The organism is Stenotrophomonas sp. S41 (genome assembly GCF_016624625.1).
In the GTDB taxonomy this organism is placed as follows: domain Bacteria; phylum Pseudomonadota; class Gammaproteobacteria; order Xanthomonadales; family Xanthomonadaceae; genus Stenotrophomonas.
Map to the genome: position 1 here is coordinate 1 of NZ_JACVTV010000123.1, position 12,422 is coordinate 12,422.

Sequence of the window (12,422 nt, forward strand, 5' to 3'; positions counted from 1 at the left end):
CTGCACAGCCCACCCGCCCGGCCAAACCGAAAAATCCAGCCCCACCGCCCAGCCACGAGGGGCTCAGCCGTTGGCCGAATCCAGTAAAATCATCCGCATGAACGCCCCCACCTTCCCCTACGACACCGCGCGCCTGAGCGAACTGGCCCAGCTGCTGATCGACAACGTCCGCGAACTGGCCCACGCCGGCTGGACCCCGGCCACCAGCAGCAACTTCTCCCACCGCCTGGACGACCACCACGCCGCGATCACCGTCTCGGGCAAGGACAAGGGCCGCCTGATCGAGGACGACATCATGGTGGTGGACTTCGACGGTCTGGCCGTCGGCCGCCCGCTGCGCCCGTCCGCCGAGACCCTGCTGCACACCCAACTGTACCGCCGCTTCCCGGAGATCGGCTGCGTGCTGCACACCCATTCACCGGTGCAGACCATCGCCTCGCGCCTGTACGCGCCGCAGGGCCACATCCGCATCGAAGGCTACGAGCTGCTGAAGGCCTTCGCCGGCAACAGCACCCACGAAATGGCCATCGACGTGCCGGTGTTCGCCAACACCCAGGACATGAACGTGCTCTCGGCGCAGGTCGATGCCCTGCTCGATACCCAGCCGCTGTGGGGCTACCTGATCGACGGCCACGGTCTGTACGCCTGGGGCCGCGACATGGCCGAAGCGCGCCGCCACATGGAAGCCTTCGAGTTCCTGTTCCACTGCGAACTGGAACTGCGCAAGCTGCGCGGCTGAGCCTGCGCCGGGGTGCAGATTCCAAACCGGAATCTGCCGCCCTTCACCACCCTGTTACCCTGTCTTCCCCCCGAGACGTTCAAGCTGCCGCCATGAGCCGACTGCGCATCTACGACGACACCCGCCCTGAATCGCCGCTGCTGGATACCCAGGACGGCGCGATCATCGCCGCCGAACTGAAGAAGATCGACGTCACTTTCGAACGCTGGCAGGCCACCGCGCCGGTCGCGCCGGGCGCCAGCCAGGACGAAGTGTTCGCCGCCTACCGCGCGGACATCGACCGCCTCGTTGCCGAACACGGCTTCAAGAGCGTGGACGTGGCCTCGATCGCACCGGACAACCCAAACCGTGCCGAGCTGCGGAAGAAGTTCCTCGACGAGCACTTCCACAAGGAAGACGAGGTGCGCTTCTTCGTCGCAGGCTCGGGCCTGTTCACCCTGCACGTGGATGACAAGGTCTATGAGATCGAGTGCGTGAAGGACGACCTGATCGCCGTGCCTGATGGCACCACCCATTGGTTCGACATGGGCGATGAGCCGAGCTTCGTGGCCATCCGCTTCTTCACCGAGCCGGACGGCTGGGTCGGTCACTTCACCGGCACCGACATCGCGCAGAAATTCCCCCGTTACGTTCCCACCCAGGCGTCCTGATCCATGCAGCCCCGCGTCATCCTGACCGACATCGAAGGCACCACCAGCAGCATCTCGTTCGTCAAGAACGTGCTGTTCCCCTATGCCCGCCAGGCGCTGCCGGCGTTCGTCGCCGAGCACGGCCAGCAGCCCGACGTCCGCCGCTGGCTGGATGCGGTGGCCACCGAGATCGGCGGCGCCTGCCAGGACAGCCTGGTGGCCGAGACGCTGCAGGGCTGGATCGACCAGGATCGCAAGCACACCGCGCTTAAGGCCCTGCAGGGCCTGATCTGGGATGCCGGTTACCGCCGTGGCGACTACACCGCGCACTTCTACCCGGAAGTGGCGCCGGTGCTGAAGGGCTGGCATGCCTCGGGCCTGCCGCTGTATGTGTATTCGTCCGGTTCGGTGCCGGCGCAGAAGCTGTTCTTCGGCTTCAGCGATGCCGGTGACCTCAGCCCGCTGGTGTCGGGCTGGTTCGATACCGAGATCGGCGGCAAGCGCGAGGCGGACAGCTACCGCCGCATCGTGCAGGCGATCGGCGTGCCGGCCGGCGAGATCCTGTTCCTGTCCGACGTGGTGGAAGAACTGGATGCCGCCCGCGAGGCCGGCCTGCAGACGCGCCTGATCGACCGCCTGGACGACTACCCGATGCCGCGCACCGGCCAGGCCGCCAACGGCCACGACCGCGTCGAGAATTTCCAGCAGATCCAGCTGTAACAAGGCAGGAAGGTGTGCGGACCAACGGTCCGCACCCACCGCCAACGGTCCGCACCTACCCGACGGCCCCTCAACGGTCGTTGAGGGTCTTTACCTTCAGGGCTTCGCGCAGCGTCGCCAGGTCCACCGGGCCGCGCACGGCGATGTCGCGCGTCTCGCCGGGCAGCAGGTCCAGCAGGTTGTCTTCCACCTGCACGTCCAGCGCGCCGAAGTCGATCCACGCCGAACGCACATAGGCAGAACTCTGCAGCCGCAGCCGGTAGTGGTCGCCGTCGATGGCCAGCACCGCCTTCAAAGCCTGCCGCGGCAGCTCCTGGTCCTTCGCTTCGACGAAGCCGACCACCTGGCGTGCGCTCACCCTGCCAGCCTGCACCAGCTCAAACACCGCCACGGTGCGCTTCGGGTCGGCGCCCGCCAGCAGTTCGGCATCGGCGAAGTCGCCGACCGCCGCCACACCGGCAGCGGCCAACGTCACCGGCACCTCGCGACGACGCAGCACCTTGCCCTCCACGTCCATCACCCGCAACCGCCAGCGGGCATCCTCGGCGGCACCGTCGTTGATCAGGCGCACGTGGGTGCGGCCCTCATCGCGCAGCGCCGCCAGAGTCACCGGCGCGAAGAAGCGGCGCGCGGCGAAGTGCAACGCCTTCCAGCGCCCGTAGTAATCGACACTGGACCATGAGGCGCCCGGCCACACATCGTTGAGCTGCCAGTACAGCGAGCCCATCGTGTACGGCCGCGAGGCGCGGTGATGAAGCGCCGCCAGCGCGATGCCATCGGCCTGCATCGCCTGGCTGAGGTAGACGAAATCCTCGAAATCCTTCGGCGTGCCGTAGCCCAGTGCGATGTAATGCAGCAGCCGGCTGTTGCCCTCGCCCGCCATGAACTTCTGGTGGGCACGAATCACCGGGCTGTCGATGCCCTGCTCGTCGCGGCTGGCGATCTGGTCCACCGTCGCCAGCGACGGCCAGGCCTGCAGGCCATATTCGGACATGAAGCGCGGCGTCTCGCGCAGGTAGGCCTGCACCGGCAGCGCCGGATTGCCCCAGACCTGCCAATAGTGCTTGTCGCCGCGGGTGGAATCGTTGGCCTTTTCGTCCAGGTCGTTGCTGGGCGAACTGGACCAGTACGGCACGCCCAACCCCTCCTCACCCACCACCTGGCGCAGGTCCTTGCCGAACAGATCCACATAGCCCTGCCAGACCCGGGCGGCGAAGGCGGGATCGGCGGCCTTCAGGTCGCGGCCGTGGCCCCAATCCTTCCAGGCGGTCTCTTCTTCGTTGTTGCCACACCACAGCACGATGCTGGGGTGGTGGCGCAACCGGCGCACGTTGTCGCGCGCCTCGGCCACCACGCTGGCGCGAAACGCGGGATCGTAGCCGGGCTGCATGCCGCCACCGAACATGAAGTCCTGCCAGACCAGCAGGCCCAGCTCGTCGGCGATGTCGAAGAACGCATCGTCCTCGTAGTAGCCGCCGCCCCAGTTGCGCAGCATGTTCATGTTGGCGTCGCGCGCGGCGGTCAGCACCTGGCGCAGGCGCGCGGGATCGACACGTGCCGGGAAGGCATCGAACGGAATCACGTTCGCGCCCTTGGCGAAGACCTCCACGCCGTTGATGACGAAGGCGAAGCCCTGCCCGCCCTTGCCATCCTCCTCGCGCCGCAGCTCGACGGTGCGCAGGCCGATGCGCTGCTCGCGCGCCAGCTCGGCAGAACGGCCGCCATCCAGGCGTGCCTGCACGGTGTAACGGTCCTGCGCGCCGTGGCCAACCGGCCACCAGCGCCGCGGATCCGCCAGTTCAACGGGAATCTCGACCGTGTTCGCGCCCGGCTTCAGCAGCACCGTGCGCTGCAGCTGGGCCACGTTGCGGCCCTCCGGGTCGCGCACGTCCACAGCCACTACAGCCGAACCGGCGGCACTGCCCTGCTCCACCTGGAGCAGCACGGCAAGCTTCGCCTGCCGCGCATCCAGCGCATCGGTGCGCACGGCCAGGTCAGTCAGCCGATGCGCATCCCAGGCCTGCAGGTCGACACCACGCCAGACGCCGGCGGTGACGTAACGCGGGCCCCAGTCCCAGCCGAAGTGGTAGGCCGGCTTGCGCGCGAAGTTGCCGACCATCGCGTCCTTCGGCTCGTCACCATAGGGCGAGGGATAGTTGCCGGCGATCTTGTGCGGCATCGCCTGGACGCCGGGCAGCAGCGTGCGGATCGGCGAGCGGAACACGATCAGCAGCTCGTTGTCCTTGGCGCGCAGCTGCCCCTCGACACGCGCGTGCCAGGTGCGGTGCGCATTGTCCGCACGCAGCAGCGGCCTGCCGTTGAGGGAGACCTCGGCATAGGTGTCCAGTCCATCGAAGCGCAGTTCGGCATTGGGCTTGGCCAGGGTGGCCGCGTCCACATCGAAGCGCGCGCGATACTCCCAGTCGGCCAGGCCGATCCATTGCAGATCGGCTTCGGCGGCGCCCACGTAGGGATCGCGGATCAGGTCGTGGGCGAGCAGGTCGGTGTGCACGCTGCCGGGCACCGTGGCCGTGCGCCACTGCTGCAGGCCCGGATGGCTGGCACCCTGGGCATCGCCGGGCAACAGGCGGAACTCCCAGTGCGCCTGCAGTGGTGCTGCGGCGGCGGGGAACGCAACCGCCGCGATCAGCAGCAGGAGCAGACGGACAACGAGGGAAAGACGATGCACGTGGTGCTCCTGGGTTTTCCGCTGGGCACGGCCCGGCGCTACCGATTTCCTTGCGTCATGCGTTCGGCGGGACGCGCCTCAACGAACGACGTTCAACACTTCGTAGCACGCGCCCATGGTGTGGTAATCCACCTTGCCGGCCGGGCTCTTCTCGTCGCTGTACTTGCGGTTGTCGGCATCGAGGATGCGGAACCACGCGCCGTACTGGTGGTCGACGAAGTGCTCCCACGAGTACGCCCAGATGCGCTCGTACCACTGCCAGTAGCGGTCATCGCCGGTGCGCTTGACCATCAGCGCGGCGGTGGCCAGCGTTTCGGCCTGCACCCAGAAGTATTTGTCGTCGTCGCAGACGAAGCTGTCGCCACCAATCGGCGCGCCGTCCATGCCCGGCTGGCGGCGCGATTCCGGCGCGAAGCCGTAATACAGGCCACCGCGTGCCTCGTCCCAGCTGCGCTCCACGGCCACATCGAACAGGTGCTGCGCGGTCGGCACCAGCCAGTCGGCCTGCACGTGACGATCCAGGATCAGCAGCAGCTTGGCCCACTCGGTCTGGTGGCCAGGCTGGAAGCCCCACGGGCGGAACAGGTGCTTGGGATTGTCCAGGTTGTAATCCCAGTCAATCTCCCAGTTCACGTCGTAGTGTTCCCAGACCAGGCCACCGGCCTTGGCGGCCTGGCGGCGGGTCATGTTGTCGGCCAGCTGCAGCGCGCGCTCCACATAGCGCTGCTCGCCACTGGCCTCGAACGCAGCCAGCATCGCCTCGCACATATGCATGTTGGCGTTCTGGCCGCGATAGCCGGTGAAGTTCCACTGGCCATCGGCTTCGTCCTTGTAAAGGCCGTGCTGCGGTTCCCAGAAGCGCGCTTCCAGCAGCTGCCAGGTCTCGTCCATCCACGTGCGGGCCTGCTCTACACCGGCCTTCAGCGCGCAGCTGTAGGCCAGCAGCACGAAGGCCACGCCGTAGCAGTGGTTCATGTCGTCCTCGACCTTGCCATCGCGCAGGGTCCACGCATAGCAACCGGTGGCCGGGTTGCGGTGCACCTCGCGCAGGTAGCGCACGCCGTGCTCGACCGCCTCGCGGTACTCGGCGTTGCCGAATTCGCGGTAGGCCATCGCGTAGTTGAAGACGAAGCGCGTGCTGCTCACCAGGTGGCGGTGGCCGGCATCGTAGATGCTGCCGTCATCGCGGAAGTAGTGGAAGAAGCCGCCGTTGGGATCGATGCAGCGCGGGTGGTAGAACGCCATGGTGTCGGCGATGTGCGCACGCAGGAAGGCGGGCGAACGGAAATCGGGCGAGGTGCTCATGCGGAAAGGTCCTGTGCCTGCAGCAGCTGCTGCACTTCAGCGAGCGAGGGCATCGCGGCGAACGCGCCCTTGCGGGTAACGGCCAGCGCGCCGACGGCGGCGCCGAAGCGCAGCGTGGCGGCGATGGCCTGCGGGTCCTGGCAGAACGCGGCGAAACCCGTACCTGCGCCACCGCGCTCCAGCAGGCCGACCAGCACGCCACCGACGAAGGCATCGCCGGCGGCGGTGGTGTCGACCGTGGCGACGTTGAAGCTGGTGACCTGGCCCTGCTGCTCACGGGTGTACCAGTGCAGCGTGGCGGCGCCATCGGTGACGATGACCCAGCGCGCCTGCGCGGCCAGCAGCCGCTGCAGGACCACCTGGTCGCCCTCGGCGCCGTGCGGCGCGGCCAGGTAATCCAGTTCCTCGCGCGACAGCTTGACCAGGTCGGCGCGTTCCAGCGCCTGCCACAGCCACGGCGTCGGATCGACGTCGGCCGGCCACAGCGCCGGGCGCAGGTTGAGGTCCAGGCTGACCACCGCACCGGCGGCGCGGGCGCGGTCCATGCCAGCGAAGGTCGCCTCGGCGATGGCCGGCTCGGTCAGGCTGTTGGAGCAGACGTGGAAGCACTGTGCGTTGTCCAGGCAGTCCGCCTGGAAATCGCTGTCACGGAACAGCAGGTCGGCCGCCGGCGGGCGGTAGAAGCTGAAGCTGCGCTCGCCCGCGGCATCCAGCGCGACGAAGGCCAGCGCGGTCTTGGCCGCGTCGGTACGCACGATGTAGTCCGTGCCGACGCCGTGCTCGACCAGGCTCTCGGCCAGGAAGTCACCGAACATGTCGCGGCCGAGCATGCCGACGAACTGGGTCTTCGCCCCCAGCCGCGCAGCGGCCACGGCGACGTTGGCCGGCGCACCGCCGGCGTACTGCAGGAACGCGCGCGGGGTGTCGGCCGAGGCCGGCGGCTGCGCTAGTAGATCGATCAAAATTTCGCCGAAGCAGACAATGGCACCCATTTCCGACTCAGCCTCCCTGCGTTGCGGAAGCCGGCGTACGTGCGCCGACCAGACCGTAGAAGATGATGTAGCCGTAGCACAGCAGCGGCAGGATGAAGCTGGCCTGCACACCGATGTGGTCCGCCAGCACGCCCTGCAGGTACGGCACCACGGCGCCACCGACAATGGCCATGATCAGCAGGCTGGAACCCTTGTTGGTCAGCGGGCCCAGGCGCTCGATGCTGAGCGCGAAGATGGTTGGGAACATGATCGAGTTGAACAGGCCGATCGCCACCACCGAGTACAGCGCGACGCTGCCGGAGGTCATCATCGTGGTGGCCAGCAGGGCCACGTTGACCAGTGCGAAGATCGCCAGCAGGCGGCTGGGCGAGAAGCGCGCCAGCAGGGCCGAACCGGCGAAACGACCGATCATCGCCATCGTCCAGTAAGCCGACACGTAGTGCGTCGCCTGCTGTTCGCTGAAGCCGCCGATGCTCGGCATCGACAGATAGTTGACCAGGAAGCTGCCGATCGACACTTCCGCGCCGACGTAGAAGAAGATGCCCAGCACGCCCAGCAGCAGGTGGCGCTTGCGCAGTGCATCGAAGTAGCTGTGGTGATGGCCCTGGTCGGCCTGTTCGGTCGCATCGCTCAGCGCCGGCAGGCGGAACAGGAACACGAACAGCGCCAGCAGCACCAGCGCTACCGCAAGGCCCACGTACGGACCCTGCACGGCCTGCGCCTCGGCGACGCGGTAAGCCAGCTGCTCGGCGGCCGGCAGCGCGTTCAGTTCATCGGCGCTCTTGACCGTGTTGGACAGGATCAGCATGCCACCGAAGATCGGCGCGATGGCCGTGCCCAGCGAGTTCAGCGCCTGCGCCAGGGTCAGGCGGCTGGAGCTGGTCTGTTCCGGGCCCAGCAGCGCCACGTAGGGGTTGGCAGCGACCTGCAGCACGGTGATGCCGGTGGCCAGCACGAACAGCGCGCCGAGGAAGGCGCCATACACGCGCAGCTCGGCCGCCGGCCAGAAGCCCAGCGCGCCGATGCCGGCAATGACCAGACCGGCAACGATGCCCTTCTTGTAACCCAGCGCGGCGACCAGGCGGCCCGCCGGCAGCGACATCAGGAAGTAGGTGCCGAAGAAGGTGAACTGCACCAGCATCGCCTTGGCGTAGTTCAGTTCGAACACCGCCTTCAGGTGCGGGATCAGGATGTCATTGAGGCAGGTCAGGAAGCCCCACATGAAGAAGATGGTGGTGACCACGGCCAGTGCCTTGCCGTTGGTGACGGCCGGTGCGTTGCCGGGGGAACCCGATGGGCGGGGCGTTGCGGAGATCGGCATGCGGTTCGCGCCTCGATGCGCGGAAGGTCGTAGTTGCGTGGAAGGAGTGTGCGTTGAAAAGGATCAGTTCGGGCGGGCGGCGCTGCTTTCGCGGATGCGCAGCTGCACCGGGGCGACCGTGCGCTGCGGCGGCGCATCCGGGTCATCCAGGCGCTGCAGCAGCAGTGCGGCGGCCTGCCGGCCACGCTCGCGCGGGTCGGCGGTCAGGGTGGTCAGCGGCGGCACCGCCACCGACGCTTCGGAAATGTCATCGAACCCGGTAACCGCGAAATCGCCGCCGGGGCGGATGCCGCGCGAGTTCAGGCCCAGCATCAGGCCCAGCGCGACCGTGTCGTTGTAGCAGACCGCCGCGCTCGGCCGGTGGCCATCGACGAACAGCTCGTCGGTGCGGGCGGCTGCCTCCAGGCGGTTCGGCGCCGATTCGATCATCCAGCCCGGCGGCAGCGTCAGCCCGGCCTCGGCCAGCGCCTGCTGGAAACCGGCGCGGCGCTGGTGGCACGAGCTGGAATCGGCATGGCCGCCGAAGAAAGCGATCTGGCGGTGGCCGCGTTCGATCAGGTGGCGGGTGGCGAGGTAGGCACCGTGCTGGTTGTCCAGGGTCAGGAAGTCCCAGTCGGCGCCGTCAAGCTCACGGTTGAACAGCAGCACGTTGGCGTTGGCGCCCAGCGCCTGGCGCACCCGGGTGGCGTCGCTGCCTTCGGCTGGCGACAGGATCAGGCCGGCCGGGGTGTGCTCCATCAGCGTGGACAGCACCGCCTGCTGGCGCTCGGGCGATTCGCCGGTGCTGCCCAGCAGGGTCACGTAGCCGCGTCCGCCCAGGGCCTCGTCCACGCCGGACGCGAATTCGGCGAAGAACGGGTTGGACAGATCGTTGATGACCAGCGCGATGCTTGACGAGGTGCGACGGCGCAGGTTGGCCGCCGCACGGTTGTAGACATAACGCTGGCGGCGCAGCTCGGCCTCGACCTTGGCCCGGGTATCGACGTTGACCAGCGGGCTGCCGCGCAGCACCAGCGACACGGTCGCGCGCGAAACGCCGATGGCACGGGCGATGTCGGTCACCGTCACTGCCTTGCCGGAACGCTTGCTGGAACTGCCGCCGCTGTCGTTCATCGTCTTCCCGGACTCCGCTGGAGCCTCAAGCCTAATGGATCGTGACCACATCGTGCCGTGCCGTTCGCTGGGTTGCCTCGAACGGCACAGCACACATCATCGCAGCTGGCTGCCTGGTGCAGCGCACCAGGAGACCGGCAGATCGGCCACGGCGGTGCCCCAGCCCTGGGTCGGCGCCTTGCCATCCAGGGCGAAACGCAGGCGCGGGCCCTGCTGCAGGCGGCTCCAGTCCAGCCACACCGGCGCATGCGCCTGACCGTCGACCTGCACGCCCTGCACGTACTGAAGGCGGCGGCCGTCGGCGCCCGGCGCGTCGATGCGCAGGGTGCGGCCATTGCCCATGTCCACTTCCACCTTGGCAAAGCGCGGAGTGTGCAGCAGGAACTCGCCGCTGCCCGGCACTGCCGGGTACATGCCGATGGCGCTGAACAGGTACCAGGCCGACATCGTGCCCAGGTCGTCATTGCCGGTCACGCCGTTGGGCGCGTTGGTGAACAGCTGCTGCGCGGCGCGCAGCACGTTGGCGGTCTTCCACGGCTGGCCGATCAGGGTGTACAGCCAGGGCGAATGCAGGTCCGGCTCGTTGTTCGGGTTGTAGCGGAACTGGTTGTAGTAGCTGTACGGCCCCACCACCCACTCCTTGCGGGCGGCATTGAGCGGATCGGCTTCCAGCGCATCCATCGCGAAGAAGGCATCGAGGCGGCGGCCGGCCTGTTCGCGGCCATCCATCGCTTCCACCAGGCCCGGCACGTCCTGCTGCGCCAGCCACTGGTACTGCCATGCGGTGCCTTCATGGAAACCATGCTGCGAGCGCGGGCTGTAATGGCCGTCGGCCGGGGTGTACCACTGGCCGTCCTCGGTGCGCGGGCGCGGGAAGCCGGTGAAGCCGGTCTCGGCGTCACGCACCTGCGGGTCCCACACCTTGTGCCAGTTGCGGCCGCGTTCGCGCAGCGTCGCCGCATCCTGGGCGTGGCCGAGGCCATCGGCCATCTGCGAAAGCGCGCAGTCGGCCACCGCATATTCCAGCGTGGCCGAACCACCGTGATGCGGGTCGACGTCCATGCCCTTGGAGGGGAAGGCACGGTCGTAGGCCACGTAACCCTTGTCCAGGTAGGTCGGGTTGCCCGAACGGCCGGCCATGCGCGAGTTCAGCGGCGGCGTACCGAAGGCGTTGCGGCGCAGCGCATCCCAAGCCTGCGATTCACGGCCCTTGAGCGCACCGAAGCGCCACAGGTCGACCATGAAGGGCGTGACCGGGTCGCCGGTCATGATGTTGGTTTCGAAGTTGGCGTAGCCCCAGCGCGGCAGCCAGCCGCCCTGCTCGTCGATGGCCAGCAGGGTGCGGCCGATGTCGCGGGCCACGTCCGGGCGGGTCAGCGCCAGCCACTGGTTCTGCGCACGGTAGGTATCCCACAGCGAGAAGTACTCGTAGTAGGTCCAGCCATCGGCGCGGTGGATGCCATCGTCGTAGCCACGGTAGCGGCCATCGGCATCGCTGCCGGTGAGCGGCTGCAGCAGCGCGTGGTACATCGCGCTGTAGAAGACGGTGCGGTCATCGCCGCTGCCGCCCTGCACGCGCACCCGCGCCAGCTGCTCGCGCCAGGCCTGCTGGGACAGCGAACGCATCCTGTCGAAGCCGATCAGCGCCCCACCCTGCATGCCCTCGGCGCGCAGGTTGGTACGTGCGCCTTCTGCATCGACGTGCGAGATCGCACTCACCGCAGTGACCGACTGGCCCTTGGCCAGGTCGAAGGTGAGCCAGGCGCCATTCGGCTTCTGCTCGCCTTCCATGCTGTGCCGCGCGTTGGGCAGGCCACCGGTTTCGCCCCAGGTGCCATGCGCCTTGAAGGGGCGGTCGAACTCGACGCGGAACCAGGTGGTGTACTGGTGGCCGCCGCAGAAGCTCTTGGTGACCAGCTTGCCTTCCACCACGCGGTCGCCGACCACGTCGACCACGCTGCCGATGACCGAATGGCGCTCGTTGGCCTGGCCGACGTTGATCATCACGTGGCCGTCGCCACTGCGCTGGCTGAAGGTGTAGCGCTCGGCCGCGGCACGCGTGCGCGCGGTGGCTTCGGCATCGATGCCGCCGTAGCTGGTCAGGCGCACCTTGTAATAGCCGGCCTGGCCGACCTCGCCATCATGCGTGTAGGTGGAGGCGTAGGCCTTGTGGTCGAACTGCTTGGGGTTACCGGTATCGAAATCGCCGCCCGGGCCGATGCTGCCGGTGACCGGCAGGATCGAGACCTGGCCGCCCTGCTCCCAGCAACCGGCGCCGGACAGGAACGAGTGGCCGAAGCCGCGGATCTTGTCGTCGTCGTAGCGCCAGCCCGAGTAGTGGCTGCCGATCGGGCTGACCTGGATCAGGCCGAAGGGTGCCGAGGCACCCGGGAAGGTGTTGCCGTCATCCTTGCTGCCGATGAAGGTGTTGACCTCGCGCTCCAGCGCGGCCGGTGCGGCCTGCAGCCAGGGCGTGACGGCCAGTGCCAGCAGGCAGGCGACGCGGGCCAGCGGGCGGTGGGACAGGGCCGGCGAGCGGCGGGCAGACAGACGGCGGGACAACCTGGTCACGGACAGGACTCCTTGGCGGCAGGGCGGCAGCGAAGCGCCGGCCGCGGTGGCCGAACGCCTCGTTTCCATCGGTACAAATCCGCACCCTGGCGGATTTAGATCGATTGAAGTAAAGCAGGCAGCGCCCATCCATGCATTCTGCGCCGCAGCAAAAGAGGGGGGCTCGTGGCAGGGCTTGCAGCCCTGCACCTGCTGCGAGCCAGGGCAACGTCAACGTCAACGTCAAAGGCTGGTTTCCTGCGGGTAGGCGGGGTGGGTCCGGTTGAGGGGGACGCCGTAAACCCCCCTCCGAGGTCCGGCCCAGCCGCTGGCGGCTGTGCGTTCGGGCGCTTGCGAAGCAGTG

9 protein-coding genes are annotated in these 12,422 nt (G+C 68.0%); 3 read left to right on the top strand and 6 right to left on the bottom strand.

The window, feature by feature from the left end:
* Positions 1–97: 97 nt before the first annotated feature.
* From IAE56_RS18515 to mtnC, 3 genes are all read left to right on the top strand, one after another.
* The gene (locus tag IAE56_RS18515; protein WP_200753537.1) at positions 98–739 is read left to right on the top strand and encodes a methylthioribulose 1-phosphate dehydratase; all 642 of its coding nucleotides are present in this window, start codon (positions 98–100) and stop codon (positions 737–739) included.
* Positions 740–831: 92 nt separating this feature from the next.
* The gene (locus IAE56_RS18520) at positions 832–1,389 is read left to right on the top strand and encodes an acireductone dioxygenase (RefSeq protein ID WP_108768720.1); all 558 of its coding nucleotides are present in this window, start codon (positions 832–834) and stop codon (positions 1,387–1,389) included.
* Between the two features lie 3 nt (positions 1,390–1,392).
* The gene (mtnC, locus tag IAE56_RS18525; RefSeq protein WP_108768719.1) at positions 1,393–2,088 is read left to right on the top strand and encodes an acireductone synthase; all 696 of its coding nucleotides are present in this window, start codon (positions 1,393–1,395) and stop codon (positions 2,086–2,088) included.
* 70 nt (positions 2,089–2,158) lie between these two features.
* Here mtnC and IAE56_RS18530 read toward each other — a convergent pair whose 3' ends face one another.
* The 6 genes from IAE56_RS18530 to IAE56_RS18555 form a co-directional block, all read right to left on the bottom strand.
* A complete protein-coding gene (locus IAE56_RS18530; protein WP_200753538.1) occupies positions 2,159–4,777 on the bottom strand; it encodes a glycoside hydrolase family 2 protein in 2,619 nt (872 codons plus the stop codon).
* Positions 4,778–4,855: 78 nt separating this feature from the next.
* Positions 4,856–6,082, bottom strand: a complete 1,227-nt coding sequence (locus IAE56_RS18535; RefSeq protein WP_200753539.1) for an AGE family epimerase/isomerase — start codon at positions 6,080–6,082, stop codon at positions 4,856–4,858.
* Positions 6,079–7,074 (bottom strand): carbohydrate kinase, encoded by a 996-nt coding sequence (locus tag IAE56_RS18540; RefSeq protein ID WP_200753540.1) that lies wholly within the window; start codon positions 7,072–7,074, stop codon positions 6,079–6,081. Before IAE56_RS18540 ends, IAE56_RS18535 begins: the two co-directional genes overlap by 4 nt.
* 7 nt (positions 7,075–7,081) lie before the next feature.
* The gene (gene fucP / locus IAE56_RS18545; protein WP_108768715.1) at positions 7,082–8,395 is read right to left on the bottom strand and encodes an L-fucose:H+ symporter permease; all 1,314 of its coding nucleotides are present in this window, start codon (positions 8,393–8,395) and stop codon (positions 7,082–7,084) included.
* A gap of 63 nt (positions 8,396–8,458) precedes the next feature.
* On the bottom strand, positions 8,459–9,508 hold the full coding sequence (locus tag IAE56_RS18550; protein WP_200753541.1) for a LacI family DNA-binding transcriptional regulator: 1,050 nt from the start codon (positions 9,506–9,508) through the stop codon (positions 8,459–8,461).
* A 96-nt stretch (positions 9,509–9,604) separates the two neighbouring features.
* A complete protein-coding gene (locus IAE56_RS18555) occupies positions 9,605–12,058 on the bottom strand; it encodes a GH92 family glycosyl hydrolase (RefSeq protein ID WP_108770672.1) in 2,454 nt (817 codons plus the stop codon).
* Positions 12,059–12,422: the final 364 nt, after the last annotated feature.